The following is a 17,610-nucleotide window of genomic DNA, read 5'->3' as shown; positions in this document are numbered from 1 at the left end:
TTGATTGATTATATCGGTCAGATACGGCTGCGCTTTACAAACCTGCCCCAGCCACGTTCTCCGACAAATTCTCCGTCCCGGTACACCAGTCTGCCCCGGGAATAGGTTGCGATGGGGTAGCCATGCAGGCTGACGCCCTCCCAGATGGTATGATCGCAGTCAGAATGCATTTTGTCGTTGGTAATGGTGAAATCCAGCTCCGGGTCGTAGATCACAAGATCTGCATCCTTCCCCACTTCCACTGCACCCTTGTCCTTGCATCCGAAGATCCGTGCCGGGTTGGCGGCGCAAAGCTCCACTGCCTTTTCAAAGGTAATCTTTCCGGCATTGGCTGCTGCCAGCATGTAGGGATACATGTTCTCGATTCCGGCACAGCCGTTGGGCACCTTGGTGAAGTCGTCCTTGCCCCAATCCTTCTCATAGCTCTGGAAGGGACAGTGATCCGTTGCCAGGGTGGAGATCACGCCGGTGTTGATGGCATTCCACAGCGCCTGCCGGCTTTCCTCCCCCTTCATGGGCGGGGAACAGATAAAGTTTCTGCCGTCCGGCCGCTTGTACACCTCACTGGTAAACTCCAGATACTGCGGACAGGTTTCTGCGTAGATCTCATAGCCCTCCTGCTGTGCCTTTGTCACTGCCTCCACACCCTGCTTATTGGCAAGATGCACAATGTACAACGGCGCATCCAACGACTTTGCCCACTGAATGGCACGCATATCCGCTTCCGCCTCTACAAATTCCGGTCGGGACAAGTAGTGATACCAGGCATCGGTCTTGCCCTCCGCCAGGAATTCCTTTGTCCGGGCGGCGATGATATCACGGTTCTCCGCATGCACCTCGATCAGCGCATTGCAGCTTTTCGCCTTTTCCAGCACCTGATAGAACACGCCGTCATCCACGCCGAAGTCATATACCATGAACACCTTGAAGGTGGGTACTCCGTATGCCACTGCCTCCGCCATAGTATCCAGCAGTCCCCCGGATACATCCTTCACTGCCACATGAAACCCGTAGTCCACTGCCGCATCCGGCGCACACATGGCGTCCCGGCGCTTGATAGTATCCACCATGGACTCACCGAAATCCTGCATGGCAAAGTCAAACACAGTGGTCGTACCGCCGCAGGCAGCTGCCCGGGTTCCGGCAAAATAATCGTCTGAGGAAATGGTGCCTCCAAAGGGCATTGCCAGGTGGGTATGTCCGTCAATGGCACCGGGCAGCACCAGCTTTCCGGCTGCGTCCACCACCTCTTTGGCTTCTGCGGGGATGCTTGCAGCGATCTCCACGATCTTTCCGTCCTGTACGCCCACATCCGCCTTGTACATGCCGGACGGGGTTACCACCGTACCATTTTTAATAATCAGATCCATATGAGTACCTCCTTTGTACAATGCAATTGGTTTTTGCCTGTACAGCGGAACCAGTACTTTGATTCCGCTGTACAGACAGCCTTTCCGAAGAAAGGCATGTCTGTGAAGGAGAAAACGGAGTTCCGGTTACTTCTTTTTGTACACCAGTACCAGACCGGAGCGCTGGTAAACCTGCGCCACCTCCAGCAGATCCATGCCGCCGGCGTCAGCGTTAATCAGGTTGGATACCCAGGTTACGCCGAAGTCCACAGTACCGTTGTAAACAGCAGTTGTTTCGGAGATATCGCCGCCGCCGGATACGATGGTCACATCCAGACCGACTTCGTCATAATAGCCCTTCGCCTTTGCCACATAGTAGCCCATAAACTGTGCCTGAGGCAGCCATTTAAGCTGTACGGACACGGCGGATTTCTCCACTGCTCCGTCCTTATCCTTGTCGTAGGTGAGATAATCCGTAGAACGGATATCGTCCAGAGTCAGAGACTGGAGCTTTTCCTTGGCGGAGGCATCCTCCAGAATGATATACTTCTTTGCCAGATCCAGAGTCTGCTGCATTGCCTCATCCTGCATCTGTCCCACCTTGTCGGCAGATACTGTATTGCCCTTCATATCCGTGGTAACCAGCTTTGCCACTTCCTTTGCCATGTACGCCTGGTGATCGGCGGATACGGAGGAACCAGCCTCAAAAACGATCTGTGCTGCTTCGTCCGGATGCTCGCAGGCGTAATACCAGCCCTTCATGGATGCGGATACAAATGCCTTCACCGTATTGGGGTTGGACTGGGCAAATGCCTTGGAACAGAACAGATTGTCCTCCAGCATTGCCACACCCTCATCGTTCATATCGATCGTCGCTACGCTGTCTCCGTAGTTATAGCCGCCGTCATAGCCGTTGACCACCAGTCCCAGCTCGTTGTAGGTCATGGCGGATGCCAGGGTCACAGCGTCTGAATCAAACTGATCCATGGTAAAGTCCTGGGTGATATAATCCGTGGGCAGCCCGTACTTTGTCAGCAATGCCTGGATCTCATACTCATTTCCAAGCCCCCAGTTGCCGATCTTTCCGGCGGCGGAAGCTGCCTTGATGATCTCCTCGGAGGACTCGCCGCCTGCACTGGAAGATGCGGCGGAAGAACCTGTGGCTGCGCTGCCGGGTGCGGACTCACTGCTTTGTGCCGTACCGCAGGCTGTCAGCTGTACCATTGCCAGTACAGCAACCAAAGCGAATGCAGATGTTTTCCTGTGTTTCATAATGATCTTCCTTTCTGTTTTTTATGGTATGTATAACACGGGAAGTTAACCCTTCCTGCGCTTCAGAATGAAATGCTCTGCCAGCATCAGAATCGCATACATGCTGATTCCGATCAGACAGGCGACCGCAATGTATGCCCATGCGGTGGGATACTGTCCCTTCACAATGTTCTCCCGGATCTGTCTGCCTACGCCTACTGTATCCTCTGCGAAATACTCGCTGACCAGTGCACCGATGACGCTGGCAGGTACGCTGACCTTCAGTGCCGTAAATACATAGGGCACACTGTTTGGCAGCCGCAGCTTTGCAAACACGGTGGTATGCCTTGCTGCATAGGTTTTCATCAGATCCTCTGAAAATGGCTTCAGCTCTGTCAGCCCCCGGAAGGCATTCACACTCATGGAGGCGGTACAGAAAATTGTCACCACCAGGATCTTGGCAAAGGTGCTTCGTGTGCTGACGTCATTGCTGAAATCCCGGGTCCAGTTGTTGATGACCGGTGCCAATGCCACAATGGGAATGGCGTTGAAGGCGGAGACGATGGTCAATCCCCCCGCACCCCATTTGGGAAAGATGGTTGCGATCACTGCGATGCCGTAGCCCAGCAGGGATCCCAGCAGTAAGCCTCCCAACGCCACCGTTAAGGTAATCTCCACATGCTGCCCGATGGCGGCGGTGTTCTGGGAAATGATCTCCCCGATCCGAGTAGGCAGCGGCAGAGTGATGGTATCCGTCCCTAGCAGCTTATGCAGCACCTGGGTCTGCCAGAGGATCACCAGCAGCACTGCCACTCCCAGGGGCAAAAGCACATTGGGTGCCATGTGCGCCAGTCGCTTCAATTGTTTCATGTCTGCCACCCCCTCAGCTCTTTCGCTTGTACGGACAAATCAGTTTTTCCAGCAGACCCATCAGATAAAAGCTCAGAATGCCAATCACTGCACTGATGAGAACAATGTCCCAGAACACCAGTCTGGACATGCCCCCCTTCAGGGACTGGGAAAGCATACAGCCAAGACCGTTGCCTCCCTGGAGCGTATCCACCAGAATAGATGCCGTAATCGCCATGGGTGCGGAGATCTTCAGCCCCGTAAAGAAATACGGGATGCTGGAGGGAATGATGGTCTTGATGTAGTGCTGGAATTTGCTTGCCGCATAGCTGTACATCAACTCGTGCTTCTCCTTTTCCACCGCCTTGAACCCTGCCAGGGTATTGGTGGAAACCGGATAAAAGGTCAGAATCGCAGCGATCACGATCCGGGACGTGTTGATATCCCCCGTGATTGCCAGAATGATGGGCGCCATGCCCAGGATCGGGATCATCTGAATGATCATCAGATACGGGAATGCGATCTTCTCCACGATCCCCGACAGATTCATCAGCAGCGCCAGCAGGTACCCCAGCACGGTGCCGATCAGAAAGCCGATCGCCGCCCGGGACAGGGTCTCCGCACAGCTGTTGCCGATCAGCTGTATCATGGTCATCTGCCCGGTGATCATCTTATCGCTGAAAAAGGAACCGATGATCTGCCACAGATGAGGCAGTACGTTCAAAGGCGTCCGCTTGGTTTGCGCCACATAATACGCAAAGCCTTCCCAGATCGCCGCAATGCCCAGCACCCACACCAGAGTCACCATAGTGCCGGAGCGGAAAAATCGCTTGAGCCGTTTCATATTCCTCACTTCCTGTATCGGTTTTTGTTATACACCCTCAAAGCTGTTTCTGACCTTTGCCACCAGGGCGGTAAATTCGGGTGTTTCCTTCATTTCCATGGTTCTGGGACGGGGCAGATCAATATTCACCACTGCGGACAGCCGCCCCGGATGGGGAGACAGTACGCATACCCTGTCGGACAGGAACACAGATTCCTGAATGTTGTGGGTTACGAAAATAATGGTCTTGTTGGTTTTCCGCCAGATCCGCAGCAGATCCACATGGAGTTTTTCTCTCGTAAATTCATCCAATGCGGAAAAGGGCTCGTCCATCAACAGGATCTCCGGCCGGATCGCCAGGGCTCTTGCAATGCCCACTCTCTGCTGCATGCCGCCGCTGAGCTGCCGGGGATAATGATCCGCAAAATCCGTCAGTCCCACGAGCTTGAGCATCTTATCCGCCCGCTCGATCCGATCTGCCTTGGGCACCTTCATGATCTCCAGAGGCAGCATGACGTTTTTCCGGACGGTGCGCCAGTCATACAGCACTGCACTCTGGAACACCATGCCGTACCGCTGCTTGAGCCGTGCCGCCCGGGGCGTTTCCCCGCCAATTTGTACTGTGCCGGAGGTAGGCTGCAGCAGATCTGCAATGATCCGCAGCAGGGTGGTCTTGCCGCAGCCGGAAGGCCCCAGCAGGGAAACAAATTCTCCCTTCTGGATATCCAGCGATACGCTGGTCAAGGCTGTCACATCCTTTCCGTCCGCATTCTGATATACCATACCCACCTGATCCAGCATGATCTCCACGTTGTTTTCCGCAGACGGCAGGGTTTTTTCAAGCTCCATCGTTGCCATAACGCATCCTCCCTTTCCGGTGATCGGCGCATTCACGCCGTTGGCAGTATCCCACAGGCTTTGTGCGGAACTACCTAAAACAAAAACAGGAGCAGCGGCATTCATCTTTGAGCGCCGTTGCTCCTGTTTGGTTTTTACTATGGCTTTATTATAGCAAAGGGCGTTTCTGCTGTCAACACACTCGCAGAATTTTAGATTTTCTATGCAACTTCCTTAAAATCTATGGGGCTCTATTGTGCACTTTACTACTCTCTGTGCTTTCGCCCAATATAATTCTTGTGCTGCAAAAGAAATGCTGTGTGCCAGAGCACAAAAACCGCTCATTTTTTCCGGAAAACAAAAAAGCTCCGTTCCGCATAAACCATGCAGAACGGAGCTTTTCGACTGACGTCTTACTTATTCCGAGGCAGAACATGTACCAGACCCTTGGCAATGGCTGTGCCAAGCACCAGGCAAACCCCGGCTTCAATCAGCGCATTGCCGGTCACCAGCAGCCCGATGGCACCTGCCACCGTATCCGTACCCAGCAAAGCGGTAATACTGTTATAAAACAGCAACAAAAACAGACCAACGAACCCGACCGTATTCAGCACTGCACCGCTGAGGCATGAAACCGCAAAGGGCAGAATGCCGTTTTTGGTGGCTTTGCACATGCCCTTGTAGATCATCCCTGCCAACAGTCCCATCAGCACACGGGGCACCATGCACAGCAGGAACGTGAACACCGGATTGATACTCATCATGGCTGTGCCAAAGGTGTCCAGACCGAAGCACTGAATAAAGCTGGTGATGCCGAACACAGCACCCAGCAGAGCGCCTCCCCTGGGACCTGTGACCACGGCGCCGATGACTACCGGGATCATGATAAAGGTGATGGACACTGCCCCCACCTTCAGGTAGCCGATGGGTGTAAACGCCATCAGCACGATGACCGCCGCCAGCATCGCCAGCACTGTGAGCCGCTTTACGTCCAGCTTTTGTGCGCCGGAGTTCTTGATTGTTTCTTCCATTTCAAATTCCTCCTACTGCCGCCCCATCTGTATGGGTGCAGCGTATTATTCGGACTTGGAATTCAGTTTGTAGAGCATATACAACCCGTCGGACAGCAGATCCGTGTCCAGTACGATGCCCTCTGTTTTGCAATAGGGCAGAATCAGCTCCGCCATGCCGCCGGTGGCAACCACGGTTGCCTCCTGTCCCAGCACGCTGCGGTACCGTTCGATCATACCGTCCATCATGGAAGCATTGCCAAGGATCACACCGGAGCGCATCGAATCAATTGTATTCGTGCCGATGATCACGTCGTGGAATGCATCCGGATCAATGTGGGGCAGCTGTGCAGTGGCTGTAGAAAGGGCATGCAGAGATACCTGCACGCCGGGGAAAATAGAGCCCCCCAGAAACGCACCGCTTGCATCCAGCGCAGAAATGGTTGTGGCAGTGCCCAGATCAAAAATGATACAGGGCATGGGATAGCGCCGCTTGGCAGCTACCGCACCGCAGACCAGATCCGCCCCCACTACGCCGGGATTGTCCAGCTTGATATTCAGACCGGTTTTGATGCCGGAGGAAACCACATAAACCCGACAGCTGCACACCCGGTCAATGGCACGGCGCAGCACGCCCACCAACTGGGGAACCACTGTCGAAAGAATCGCACCCTCGAAGGATGCGGACTCGCAGCCGTACAGCCGGAACAGGTTCATCATATCCACAGCATACTCATCCTCCATTTTGGAAGCTTGTGTTGCCATACGGGATGTGAACAAACGCTGCTCCTGGTCGTACACGCTCAGTACAATATTGGTATTCCCTACATCAACAGTCAGTATCATAGCTTGGTTTCACCCTCCTGAATTTTCGTCCACCCTTAGTATACACACAAATGCTCCAAAAGTCAAGGTGATACCGCACAATCCCACTATACCCGATCCATTTCTGTTTTCAGACGGCGAATGATCTTTTTTTCCAGCCGTGAGATGTAAGACTGGGAGATGCCAATCTCGTCCGCCACCTCCTTCTGGGTCTTTTCCCGTCCTCCCAGCAATCCGAACCGCATCTGCATGATCCGCTTCTCCCGTGGTTCCAGACCATCCACCGCCTGCCGCAGCACGGACTTTTCCGCTTCTGCTTCAATGCCCCGGTTCACAATGTCCTCATCCGTGCCCAGTACATCCGACAGCAGTAGCTCGTTGCCGTCCCAGTCAATGTTCAGTGGCTCATCAATGGAGATCTCTGACCGGTACTGGGAGGTTTTTCGCAGAAACATCAAAATCTCATTTTCGATGCACCGGGAAGCATAAGTCGCCAGCTTGATATTCTTCTCCGGGCAGAAGGTGTTCACTGCCTTGATAAGCCCGATGGTACCGATGGAAATCAGATCCTCGATGCCGATGCCGGTGGATTCAAATTTTTTTGCTATATACACCACCAGCCGCAGATTATGCACGATCAGCGTCTGTCTTGCGGATTCCGCATCCCCCGTCCCGAGCCGTGCAAAGGCTTCCGCCTCCGCTTCCTTGCTCAGGGGCGGCGGCAGCGTATCCGAGCCGTTGATATAATACACGCCGCCCCGCCCTGTCAGCCATTGTACAAGTCGCCTGTAAAGATTCCCGATCATACCGTTCCCTCCCATATCAATCAGCGCACCCGGCGCTGTCAGATCAGCAATTTCGGATTGAAAATGGCGCCATCCCGCTCCTGCTGGATGCCGATCAAAGCATCCACCGGCTTGCGCGCACCGGAGCACGCCTCACAGATCAGCACCTCGTCCGGTGCAAACACCGGCACTACGCCACTGCCCGTGACCGTAGCACAGGGGATCAGCCGCATGCCCTTGCAGTGCATTGCCATGGCGGCATAAGCCGCCGGATCCGTCAAGTTTCCCTCTAACTGCACCAGCTGTTCCAGTTCAGCGCCCCCACAAAGGATCACCGGCTTGCCGGACAACCGATCCATCAGCAGATTCCCCGAATCCGCCAGTGCCTCCATGCCAATGACCCGTGGACCGTATCGAATCACCACCCGGTAGTGTCCCTGGGTCATTGTGCTGCGATCCACCAGGAACCGGATGCCGCAGGTCAGAGCATATGCCGCCACCGTACAGATCAGCAGACAGGCAGGGGAAAAATCCAGGTACAGGCTTGCATTGTTGAACGCCATTCCCACCGGCCGCCGCCAAAGGGATACCGCCAGCATCGCCCCTCCGAACCCCATGCTCACCACAAAAAAGCACACCACATCCCGCAGCCGCATGCGCCGCCCGAAGCAGATCCACACCACCGGCACCCCCATAGCAAACCGCAGCAGGGTACACAACGCCCAGTGCATGGGGGGCAGGAAAATGGTCAATGCGCAAAGGCTGCCCACTGCCGCTGCTGCAATACACCGCTTCCGCCCACAGGGCAGGTGCATCAGCCTGCCGGTTGCCAGGAGCAAAAAGTAGTTCACATACAGATTCAGGATCAGCAGCACATCCACATATATGTACATTACCATCACCAGTTTCATTATACCCGTTGTCCCGGGCAAAACATGTCGATTGGGGTGCAGGGCAAAAAAATTCGGCACACTGCAAAAGCAGCATGCCGAGGAAGGGTCGATTGGGAACACCGCACAAAGCTTGTACGGCAGGCATTGCCTTAGGTTTTGTCGGAGATGAATGCCAGAAACGCCTTGTACGCCATATACACGTCGATCTTTGCAACCACTTCCATGGGTGCGTGCATGGACATGACCGGAACCCCCACATCAATGGTGTCCACATCCATGTTGGCAATATACAGCGCAACGGTTCCGCCGCCACCCATGTCCACCTTGCCAAGCTCTCCGGTCTGCCAGATGATCTGGTTCTCGTCCATCAGATTCCGGATGGTAGCCACAAATTCCGCAGAAGCGTCCGATGTACCGGATTTGCCCCGGGCGCCGGTGAACTTGGTCACCACAACACCGTAGTTTAAGAATGCAGCATTCCGGGGATCCAGCACATCCGGGAAGGTGGGATCAAAGGCTGCGTTTACATCCGCCGACAGACACCGGGAATGGGACAGCACCGTCCGTGCCTCCTGGCCGAAGGCTGCTGCCAGATCTGCAATGAAGTATTGCAGATAGGAGGAGCAAAGCCCCGTGTTGCCGTCACTGCCGGTTTCCTCCTTATCCGTCAGCACCAGCACAGAGGTATACCTGGGATCCTTGCAGTCCGCTGTTGCCATCAGTGCGGTATAAGCGCACACCCGGTCATCATGACCGTAGGAGCCGATCATGCTCCGGTCAAAGCCCACATCCCGTGCCTTGCTCACCGGCACAGCCTCCAGCTCTGCGGACAGAAAATCCGCTTCGGTGATGCCATACTTCTCATACAGAATATGGAGAATATTCAGCTTGACTGCACTGCTTTCCTCCCCATCCAGGAAGGGACGGGAGCCTACCAGCAGATTCAGCTCCTCCCCCTTGACGCCCTGCGCCAGAGGCCGCTTCATCTGCTCCGTTGCCAGGTGGGGCAGCAGATCGCTGACGCAGAATACCGGATCCTGCTCATCCTCTCCGATGTTCACAGTGATTTTGGTGCCGTCCGCCTTGACGATTACCCCATGCAGCGCCATGGGAATGGTAGTCCACTGATATTTCTTGATGCCGCCGTAATAATGGGTCTTGAACAGAGCCAGCTCGTGATCCTCATACAGGGGCACCTGCTTCAGATCCAGCCGGGGGGAGTCAATGTGGGCTGCACAGATCCGCACACCCTTGGCAATGTCCTCTGTTCCGATGATAGCAGCCAGCACTGCCTTGTCCCGGTTGTTCCGGTAGATCTTGTCCCCTGCCTTCAGCTTCATGCCGGTGTGATACTCGGTAAAGCCGTGCTTTTCCAGCAGAGCAATGGCATAAGCATTTGCCTCACGCTCCGTCTTGGCAGCGTCCAGAAACGCCTTGTACTTTTCCGAGAACTTATCGCACTTTTTCAGCTCGCTTTCGCTCATGCGCTTGCAGCCGTGCTCCTTCTGATAAAAAAGTGCCTTTTTCAGTTCCTTTGCGGCATTCTTGCCGCCCTTTTCCTGCTTGTCCTTTGACATATTGCATTCTCCTTTTTGCACACCGGAATAGGCTCCGGTTTATTTGGCGTTATGATAATTAGTATGATAATAATCCCAGATTTTATCCGAGACTTCTTTGGCTACGTCACTGAGATTCTTCAGATTCTTGTTGTTCTTGATGATAAAGTCGGAATGCTGCTTAAAAAAGTTTTCTGTATGCTGTGCCCGCATCCGGCTGTATGCCTGTTCCTCCGTCAGCCCGTCCCGCTGCATGATCCGCTCCAACCGGTTGGACTCCTTTGCCACCACGGAAATGATCAGCTCACAAAAATCATCCGCCCGGCTCTCAAACAGGGTGGGTGCATCCAGCAGGATCAGCTTATGTCCGGTAATGGAGGATAAGCGGATCTGTTTCAAAATTTCGCCCGTAATGTAAGGGTAAGAAATGCTGTTGAGCAGCTCAAGCTTTTTGCTGTCGGTAAAGACGATCTGGGCGAGCTTCTGCCGGTTCAGTTCCCCATCGGGAAGCAGAATATCCTCCTGGAAGCAATCCGTCAGCTCCTGCAGACAGCGGCTGCCCTTTTCCATCACCTGACGGGCAATGGCATCCGCATTGATCACGCTGAAGCCGCTGCGTTCAAAGACCTTGCACACGGTGGTTTTCCCTGCCCCGGTCTGACCGGTCAGCCCCACTACCATCACGCCTTCCAGACTGTTCAACCTCATTCCCCCCTTTCTTTTTGATGCTGCCGCCGTATCAGATACGGGGCGAGAGATGCACGATATCAAATCCTGCTGCCCGGATCAGGCGGTTGTACACTGCCAGTCCGACTCCATCCTTCTGCGGCATCCGCACATACACAGTCTTTGCGCCGATCTGATCCAGTTCCCGCAGACGGGCAAACAACTGCCGGCCCTGCTCGATCGATGTGCCGCCGTAGGTCATATGGGGATAAGGGAACTGCTCCGCATCCCCGTCAAAAATCAATGCATACACCCCGTCCGCCTGCTGCAGGGCAAGAAACTGCCGGAACAGCTCTGGGGAACCCTCCACCAGGGTCACCGCCGCATTGGGCGCATAGTGCTTGTACTTCATACCGGGAGAAGCCACCTTCTCACTGGCGGAAACCTGCCGGAAGATCGCCGGATCAATGACCACATTTGGCACATGCTCCAACAGCATTTCCTTGGTCACAAAGCCCGGCCGGAGGATCCGCACTGTCCGGTCATCGTCAAAGGCGACCACTGTGGACTCCAATCCGCAGCTACACGCACCACCGTCCAGGATCGCCGGGATCCGTCCCTGCATGTCCGCCAGCACATGCTGTGCAGTGGTGGGGCTGGGGTAGCCGGATCGGTTTGCGGAGGGGGCGGCAATGGGCACTCCGGCTATGCGGATCAATGCCTGCGCCACCGGGTGGGAGGGCATCCGCACCCCCACCGTATCCAGTCCCCCGGAGGTTTCCATGGGAATCAGCTCCGATTTCGGCATGATCATGGTCAAGGGTCCCGGCCAGAAGGCATCCGCCAAAGATGCCACCAGTTCCGGCACCCGGCTGACTGCCTGTTCCAGTTCCTCCATACTGCTGATGTGGACGATCAGAGGGTTGTCCATGGGTCTGCCCTTGGCAGCAAACACCTTCGCCACCGCATCCCGGTTGGTGGCGTCCGCCGCAAGTCCATATACTGTTTCCGTGGGCATGCCCACGACCTGTCCTTCCCGGATCAGCCCCGCCGCTTTCTGTAAGCCGGCTTCATCCGGGGTCAAAAGTTCTGTTTCCATCCTTTGCAATGCTCTCTTTCCTATGCTTCTCCCTCAGCCTGCTGCATGGCAAGCTTGGCAGCCTGATCCGCCGTGGCCAGTGCGTCCAGCACCTCATCCAGGTTGCCGTTCATCACATCCTCCAGCCGGTAAATAGTCAACCCGATCCGGTGATCCGTCAGCCGTCCCTGGGGGAAATTGTAGGTGCGGATCCGCTCGGAGCGATCCCCCGTACCTACCTGCATCCGGCGCTGGGAAGCGATCTTGTCCTGCTGCTCCTGCTGCATTCTCTCGTACAGCCGGGAGCGCAGGATCATCATTGCCCGGTCTTTGTTTTTAAACTGACTCCGCTCATCCTGGCACTCCACCACAAGCCCTGTAGGCAAATGGGTGATCCGCACCGCTGACTCTGTTTTATTGATATGCTGTCCACCGGCGCCGCTAGAACGAAATACGTCAATTTTTAAATCTGTAGGATTGATGGCAAGCTCCACCTCGTCCGCCTCCACCAACACCGCCACCGTCACCGTAGAGGTATGGATCCGGCCCTGGGACTCGGTTTCCGGCACACGCTGCACCCGGTGTACACCGCTTTCGTACTTGAGCCGGGAATAGGCACCCTCACCGGTGATGGAAAAGCTGATCTCCTTGAAGCCTCCAAGCTCCGTAGGATTGGCACTGAGCACCTCCTGCTTCCAGCCTCTGGATTCCGCATACATGGTATACATCCGATACAGGGAATTGGCAAACAACGCAGCCTCCTCTCCCCCGGCGCCGCCCCGGATCTCGATGATGACATTCCGGTCGTCGTTGGGATCTTTGGGCAGCAGCAGGATCTTCAGCTGTTCTGCATACTCCGCCAGCTGTTCCTTTTCCGTTTCAAATTCCGCCTGCGCCATCTCCCGCAGCTCCGGATCCTCCGACCCGGCGTCCAGCAGCTCTCTTGCCTCCTGCATGGACTGGGCACTGCGCTTGTATGCCCGGTATTTCTGTACGATGGGTTCCAGGTTCTTATATTCCTTCATCAGCTGTGTGTACACAGCAATATCCGTGGTCACTGCCGGATCCGAGAGCCGCTGGCTGATTTCCTCAAACTTCTGCTCCATGATCTGTAGCTTTTCAAACATACGGGTTCACTTGCCGCCCGCAGCAGCGGGCTTCTCCTTTCATTCAGCGGCATGATCCTGTTCCGGACGAATCACCTGCCGGATGTGCCTTTCGATTTTGGATCGGGGGATCAGAAACTCCCTGCCGCAGGTTGTGCAGCGCAGCCGGAAATCCATCCCGGAACGGATCACGAAAAATACGTTTCCGCCGCAGGGGTGGGGCTTTTTCATCACCAGCTGATCCTTTGGGCGAATATCCATCTTTCTGCACCTCCATCCGGATACGCTTCAGAACGGGCTCTGCCGTCCTGCATACTCAATATTTATTATACCCCATTTTCACGAAAAAGGCAATATTTTCAACGAATTTTTCGGCTGTGATTTTCAACAATATCTTTATCACGAATTTGTAAAAACCGCACGGATTCCGTGTATTTCACCTCGAAAGGAGCCTTTTTCATGACACTTTCCGCCAATTTCTCCTCCATTGACACAGCTGAAGCTGCACTGCGCCGAATCCGGGCTGCATGTCCCGGCATACACAAGATCCGCATTCTGGCATCCCCCACCCATCGGATCGCCGGCTCCGGCATGGATCGGCATCTGCCCGGCGTATTCTCCATCGTACCCACCCGTACCACTGCCATGGGCAATGAATTTGTGACCCAGGTCATGTCCGAAACGCTCCCGTCCAGGCATGATCCGGAGCCATTTCTCCGGGAAAGCGTCACTTTGCAGCTATCCTGTCTCCCCGGCAGCGCCCATCAGATCTCCGGCCTGCTGGTTGCCATGGGCGGCAGCCTGGTGCGCACCCTGTCCTGAGGCATAACCCAGCCTGTCCTCTCATAGACTGGAGTATGTGAAACCACAGAAAAAATCTTTGGGAGGTTGAAATGAATAAGTTTTTACCTGAAGGCTACCGGATTCAGACCGAGGAAAACAAACGGGCGGTCAGCACCCCCGCACGGCTGGCAGAAGCCATGGAACGGGGCACCATCCTGGAAGGACGGGTCACCATTTGCGACAGTTCCCACAACCTATGGGTGGAACTGCCCGGCATGCAGGCTGTGATTCCACGGAAGGAGGGTGCGGTGGGCATCCGGGAGGGCACCACCCGGGACATTGCCCTGATTTCCCGGGTGAACAAGCCGGTATGCTTTGTGGTTACGGAGCTGACCTGCGATGCCGCAGGAGCACCCCTTGCCATTTTGTCCCGGCGCATCGCCCAGGAGCGCTGCCAGGCGCAATACCTGGATGCATGCCGGCCGGGGGACATCCTCCCCGCCTGCGTGACCCATCTGGAGCCATTCGGCTGCTTTGTGGACATTGGCTGCGGCATCCCGTCCCTGATCCCCATTGACAGCATTTCCGTGTCCCGGATCTCCCATCCCGCCGACCGGTTCACGGTGGGGCAGCAGCTTCGTGTGATTTTCAAAGGCAGAGAGGGAAAAAAGATCCTCCTCACGCACAAGGAGCTCCTTGGTACATGGGAGGAAAATGCCGCACAGTTCCAGCCCGGAGAAACTGTTGCAGGCATTGTGCGCTCCGTAGAAAACTACGGTATTTTTGTAGAATTGACGCCGAATCTGGCAGGACTTGCAGAGCTGAAGCCCAACGTGACCGTGGGACAGCATGCAAGCGTGTACATAAAGTCCATCCTGCCGGAGCGGATGAAGATCAAGCTGATCCTGGTGGATGTATTTGCACCCTCCGTGCCGGAACCGGCAGAGCTGCATTACTTTATCCAGGACAGCCATATGGACCGGTGGCAGTACGCTTCCGCCGCCAGCACAAAATCCATGGAAAGCCTGTTCACTTCTTCTGTATAAGCTCCTTATACGCCCGGGCTGCCTGTTCCTGCTTGTTCTGACCAAATTGATAATAAACCCGATCCTTCAGCTCGTCCGGCAGGTACTGCTGCTTGACCCAGTGGTTGGGGTAATCGTGGGGATACAGATAATGCTGCCCCCGGACTTTTGCATCCGCCCCGTCAAAATGCTTGTTTTGCAGCTGTCGGGGGATCTCGCAGGTGGTACCCCGCTGCAAATCCGCTGCCGCAGCGTCAATCGCAAGGTATGCGCTGTTGGATTTGGGAGCGGTAGCAAGGAGGATCACCGCCTCTGCAATGGGGATCCGGGCCTCCGGCAAGCCAAGCTGCAATGCCGCATCCACGCAGGCTTTTACAATGGGCATGGCCTGGGGGTAAGCAAGCCCCACATCCTCCGCTGCAATTACCAGGATCCGGCGCACCAGGGACAGCAGATCTCCTACCTCCAGCAAACGAGCAGTGTAATGCAATGCCGCATTCTCATCGGAGCCCCGAATGGATTTCTGCAAAGCAGACAGCAGATCGTAATGCTGATCCCCGTCCCGGTCATAGCGCATATTACTCCGCTGGGTCAGCTGCTGCACGGTTTCCAGGGTCACAGGCATGACTCCATCCCGGGTTTCGGATGCAAGCACGCTCAGCTCCACCGTATTCACCGCCTTGCGCACATCCCCCCCGCAGCCGGAAGCAATGTAGGACACCACCCCATCCTCCGGCTGGCAGTCTGCGCCAAGCTCCTGTCCCATCAGCCGAAAGGCACGCTCCACCGCAGGCTCCAGCTCCTTCGCCGTCACGGGCTTGAACTCAAATACAGTGGAACGGCTGATGATGGCGTTAAACACAGCAAAATAGGGGTTCTCCGTGGTGGAGGCAATCAGGGTCAGGGAACCGTTTTCGATGTACTCCAGCAGGCTTTGCTGCTGCTTCTTGTTCAGATACTGGATCTCATCCAGATACAGCAGGATTCCGTTGCACCCTGCCAGGGTGCCGGTCTGGGCAATGATCTCCTTGATATCCCCTACGGAGGCGGAGGTGCCGTTCAGCTTATACAGGGTCATGTTGCTGTTGCTGGCAATGATCCGGGCAAGGGTGGTTTTCCCCACGCCGGATGGCCCGTAAAAAATCATGTTCGTCACCTGTCCCCGCTCCAGAATGCGGCGCAGGGGTTTCCCCGGGGCAAGCAGATGGGGCTGTCCCACGATCTCGTCCAGGGTGGTGGGGCGGATTTTATCAGCAAGGGGGGTCATAGGCTTCTCCTCTTTTCAAAAGAAAGGGCGAACTGTCAGCAGTTCGCCCTGTTTGTTTGGGAACGTTCCCGGAATTATTCGTACAACGGATACTGCTTGCAGATCTCGCCCACGCCTGCACGGATCGCATCCGCATTGGCGTCAAAATCCTTGGCAGCCAGGTAGATGAACTCTGCGATCTGCTCCATCTCGGTGACGCCCAGACCACGGCTGGTCACTGCCGGAGTACCGATGCGCACGCCGCTGGTCACGAAGGGACTCTGGGGATCGTTGGGGATGGCATTCTTGTTGACGGTGATGTAAACCTCATCCAGGCGATGCTCCAGCTCCTTGCCGGTGATATCGAAGGGGCGCAGGTCAACCAGCATCAGGTGATTGTCCGTACCGCCGGATACCAGGTTGAAGCCCCGCTTTACCAGACCGTTTGCCAGCGCCTGTGCATTGGCAACCACTTGCTTCTGATACTCGGTAAACTCCGGCTTGAGGGCTTCGCCGAAGCAAACTGCCTTTGCTGCGATCACATGCATCAGCGGGCCGCCCTGGATACCGGGGAATACCGCCTTGTTGATCTTCTTTGCCAGTTCCTCATCATTGGTGAGGATCAGACCACCACGGGGTCCTCTCAGGGTCTTGTGGGTGGTGGAGGTCACCACGTCCGCATAGCCCACCGGAGAAGGGTGCTGCTTTGCCGCAACCAGACCTGCAATGTGCGCCATATCCACCATCAGATATGCGCCGACGGACTTGGCAATTTCGGACAGCCGTGCAAAATCGATCACTCTGGGGTATGCGCTTGCGCCTGCTACGATAAGCTTGGGCTGATGCTCCTTTGCCAGTGCCTCTACCTTGTCGTAGTCGATACGCTCGTCATCGCCCAGACCGTAGGGAATGAAATTGAAGTACTTGCCGGACAGGTTCACCGGAGAACCATGGGTCAGATGACCGCCGTGCGCCAGGTTCATGCCCAGAACCGTATCCCCCGGATTCAGCAGAGCAAAGTACACTGCGGTATTCGCCTGTGCGCCGGAATGTGCCTGTACATTGGCAAACTTTGCACCGAACAGCTTCTTTGCCCGCTCAATGGCAATATCCTCAACAATATCCACGCACTCGCAGCCGCCGTAGTAACGCTTGCCGGAGTAGCCCTCTGCATACTTATTGGTCAGAACCGAGCCCATTGCTGCCATAACTGCAGGAGAAACAATGTTCTCACTGGCAATCAGCTCCAGGTTTCTGCGCTGGCGAACCAGCTCCTTGTTCATTGCTTCGCCGACCTCAGCATCATACTTTTCAACAAAGCCGATGGTGTCCATCATGGTTTCGTACATTGCAAACTTCCTTTCTGTGTCTGGTTTTTTCATTTGCCCTTGGAACTTACCACATATAATTAGTATAACACATTCATTTTCAGATTTCAACCCCAATTCTATGCCGCCGGAAAAGAAAGTTGCCGCAAAAAAGACTCCGGAAAGGCGGATGCCCCCGGAGTCCCTATCATGTTATTGTA

General features: G+C 55.3%; 18 protein-coding genes. 2 read left to right on the top strand and 16 right to left on the bottom strand.

What is annotated here, in order from left to right:
* Positions 1-17 precede the first annotated feature (17 nt).
* From hydA to RUM_RS00145, 14 genes are all read right to left on the bottom strand, one after another.
* Positions 18-1,370, bottom strand: a complete 1,353-nt coding sequence (gene hydA, locus RUM_RS00210; RefSeq protein ID WP_015557234.1) for a dihydropyrimidinase — start codon at positions 1,368-1,370, stop codon at positions 18-20.
* Positions 1,371-1,496: 126 nt separating this feature from the next.
* On the bottom strand, positions 1,497-2,621 hold the full coding sequence (locus RUM_RS00205; protein ID WP_015557233.1) for an ABC transporter substrate-binding protein: 1,125 nt from the start codon (positions 2,619-2,621) through the stop codon (positions 1,497-1,499).
* A gap of 45 nt (positions 2,622-2,666) precedes the next feature.
* Complete coding sequence (locus RUM_RS00200; RefSeq protein ID WP_015557232.1) at positions 2,667-3,470, bottom strand: ABC transporter permease; 804 nt, start codon at positions 3,468-3,470, stop codon at positions 2,667-2,669.
* 13 nt (positions 3,471-3,483) lie between these two features.
* A complete protein-coding gene (locus RUM_RS00195) occupies positions 3,484-4,293 on the bottom strand; it encodes an ABC transporter permease (protein WP_015557231.1) in 810 nt (269 codons plus the stop codon).
* A gap of 27 nt (positions 4,294-4,320) precedes the next feature.
* Entirely contained in the window at positions 4,321-5,130 is an 810-nt protein-coding gene (locus RUM_RS00190; RefSeq protein WP_015557230.1) for an ABC transporter ATP-binding protein, read from the bottom strand.
* Positions 5,131-5,522: 392 nt separating this feature from the next.
* Positions 5,523-6,140, bottom strand: a complete 618-nt coding sequence (locus RUM_RS00185) for an ECF transporter S component (RefSeq protein ID WP_015557229.1) — start codon at positions 6,138-6,140, stop codon at positions 5,523-5,525.
* A gap of 45 nt (positions 6,141-6,185) precedes the next feature.
* Entirely contained in the window at positions 6,186-6,965 is a 780-nt protein-coding gene (locus RUM_RS00180; protein ID WP_015557228.1) for a type III pantothenate kinase, read from the bottom strand.
* Positions 6,966-7,051: 86 nt separating this feature from the next.
* Positions 7,052-7,750, bottom strand: coding sequence for an RNA polymerase sporulation sigma factor SigE (gene sigE / locus RUM_RS00175; protein ID WP_015557227.1), 699 nt, complete (start codon positions 7,748-7,750; stop codon positions 7,052-7,054).
* 38 nt (positions 7,751-7,788) lie between these two features.
* Complete coding sequence (locus RUM_RS00170; RefSeq protein ID WP_015557226.1) at positions 7,789-8,640, bottom strand: sigma-E processing peptidase SpoIIGA; 852 nt, start codon at positions 8,638-8,640, stop codon at positions 7,789-7,791.
* A gap of 131 nt (positions 8,641-8,771) precedes the next feature.
* Entirely contained in the window at positions 8,772-10,199 is a 1,428-nt protein-coding gene (locus RUM_RS00165; protein WP_015557225.1) for an aminopeptidase, read from the bottom strand.
* A gap of 39 nt (positions 10,200-10,238) precedes the next feature.
* The gene (gene coaE / locus RUM_RS00160; protein WP_049775479.1) at positions 10,239-10,880 is read right to left on the bottom strand and encodes a dephospho-CoA kinase; all 642 of its coding nucleotides are present in this window, start codon (positions 10,878-10,880) and stop codon (positions 10,239-10,241) included.
* Positions 10,881-10,917: 37 nt separating this feature from the next.
* Positions 10,918-11,943, bottom strand: coding sequence for an L-threonylcarbamoyladenylate synthase (locus RUM_RS00155; protein WP_015557224.1), 1,026 nt, complete (start codon positions 11,941-11,943; stop codon positions 10,918-10,920).
* Positions 11,944-11,963: 20 nt separating this feature from the next.
* Entirely contained in the window at positions 11,964-13,049 is a 1,086-nt protein-coding gene (gene prfA, locus RUM_RS00150) for a peptide chain release factor 1 (protein WP_015557223.1), read from the bottom strand.
* A 39-nt stretch (positions 13,050-13,088) separates the two neighbouring features.
* A complete protein-coding gene (locus RUM_RS00145) occupies positions 13,089-13,289 on the bottom strand; it encodes a DUF951 domain-containing protein (protein WP_015557222.1) in 201 nt (66 codons plus the stop codon).
* 198 nt (positions 13,290-13,487) lie between these two features.
* On the opposite strand from RUM_RS00145, the gene RUM_RS00140 reads away from it, so the two are divergent.
* Together RUM_RS00140 and RUM_RS00135 are read left to right on the top strand one after the other, a co-directional pair.
* The gene (locus tag RUM_RS00140) at positions 13,488-13,850 is read left to right on the top strand and encodes a hypothetical protein (RefSeq protein ID WP_015557220.1); all 363 of its coding nucleotides are present in this window, start codon (positions 13,488-13,490) and stop codon (positions 13,848-13,850) included.
* A gap of 71 nt (positions 13,851-13,921) precedes the next feature.
* Entirely contained in the window at positions 13,922-14,857 is a 936-nt protein-coding gene (locus RUM_RS00135; protein WP_015557219.1) for a S1 RNA-binding domain-containing protein, read from the top strand.
* Here the strand turns inward: RUM_RS00135 and RUM_RS00130 are convergent.
* Positions 14,841-16,103 carry a replication-associated recombination protein A gene (locus RUM_RS00130; protein WP_015557218.1) on the bottom strand — a complete coding sequence of 421 codons (1,263 nt, stop codon included), beginning with the start codon at positions 16,101-16,103 and terminating at the stop codon, positions 14,841-14,843. The two genes, RUM_RS00135 and RUM_RS00130, sit on opposite strands and share 17 nt — an antisense overlap.
* A 74-nt stretch (positions 16,104-16,177) precedes the next feature.
* Positions 16,178-17,431 (bottom strand): serine hydroxymethyltransferase, encoded by a 1,254-nt coding sequence (gene glyA / locus RUM_RS00125; protein ID WP_015557217.1) that lies wholly within the window; start codon positions 17,429-17,431, stop codon positions 16,178-16,180.
* Positions 17,432-17,610: the final 179 nt, after the last annotated feature.

This window comes from Ruminococcus champanellensis 18P13 = JCM 17042 (assembly GCF_000210095.1).
GTDB lineage: Bacteria > Bacillota > Clostridia > Oscillospirales > Ruminococcaceae > Ruminococcus_F > Ruminococcus_F champanellensis.
Note: the sequence above shows the minus strand (reverse complement) of the source record. Positions and strands in the feature narration are given on the sequence as shown.

Excerpts from the sequence above, each read along its gene's own strand:
- hydA (WP_015557234.1), bottom strand. The coding sequence starts at position 1,370 with ATGGATCTGATTATTAAAAATGGTACGGTGGTAACCCCGTCCGGCATG.
- RUM_RS00205 (WP_015557233.1), bottom strand. The coding sequence starts at position 2,621 with ATGAAACACAGGAAAACATCTGCATTCGCTTTGGTTGCTGTACTGGCA.
- RUM_RS00200 (WP_015557232.1), bottom strand. The coding sequence starts at position 3,470 with ATGAAACAATTGAAGCGACTGGCGCACATGGCACCCAATGTGCTTTTG.
- RUM_RS00195 (WP_015557231.1), bottom strand. The coding sequence starts at position 4,293 with ATGAAACGGCTCAAGCGATTTTTCCGCTCCGGCACTATGGTGACTCTG.
- RUM_RS00190 (WP_015557230.1), bottom strand. The coding sequence starts at position 5,130 with ATGGCAACGATGGAGCTTGAAAAAACCCTGCCGTCTGCGGAAAACAAC.
- RUM_RS00185 (WP_015557229.1), bottom strand. The coding sequence starts at position 6,140 with ATGGAAGAAACAATCAAGAACTCCGGCGCACAAAAGCTGGACGTAAAG.
- RUM_RS00180 (WP_015557228.1), bottom strand. The coding sequence starts at position 6,965 with ATGATACTGACTGTTGATGTAGGGAATACCAATATTGTACTGAGCGTG.
- sigE (WP_015557227.1), bottom strand. The coding sequence starts at position 7,750 with ATGATCGGGAATCTTTACAGGCGACTTGTACAATGGCTGACAGGGCGG.
- RUM_RS00170 (WP_015557226.1), bottom strand. The coding sequence starts at position 8,640 with ATGAAACTGGTGATGGTAATGTACATATATGTGGATGTGCTGCTGATC.
- RUM_RS00165 (WP_015557225.1), bottom strand. The coding sequence starts at position 10,199 with ATGTCAAAGGACAAGCAGGAAAAGGGCGGCAAGAATGCCGCAAAGGAA.
- RUM_RS00155 (WP_015557224.1), bottom strand. The coding sequence starts at position 11,943 with ATGGAAACAGAACTTTTGACCCCGGATGAAGCCGGCTTACAGAAAGCG.
- prfA (WP_015557223.1), bottom strand. The coding sequence starts at position 13,049 with ATGTTTGAAAAGCTACAGATCATGGAGCAGAAGTTTGAGGAAATCAGC.
- RUM_RS00145 (WP_015557222.1), bottom strand. The coding sequence starts at position 13,289 with ATGGATATTCGCCCAAAGGATCAGCTGGTGATGAAAAAGCCCCACCCC.
- RUM_RS00140 (WP_015557220.1), top strand. The coding sequence starts at position 13,488 with ATGACACTTTCCGCCAATTTCTCCTCCATTGACACAGCTGAAGCTGCA.
- RUM_RS00135 (WP_015557219.1), top strand. The coding sequence starts at position 13,922 with ATGAATAAGTTTTTACCTGAAGGCTACCGGATTCAGACCGAGGAAAAC.
- RUM_RS00130 (WP_015557218.1), bottom strand. The coding sequence starts at position 16,103 with ATGACCCCCCTTGCTGATAAAATCCGCCCCACCACCCTGGACGAGATC.
- glyA (WP_015557217.1), bottom strand. The coding sequence starts at position 17,431 with ATGTACGAAACCATGATGGACACCATCGGCTTTGTTGAAAAGTATGAT.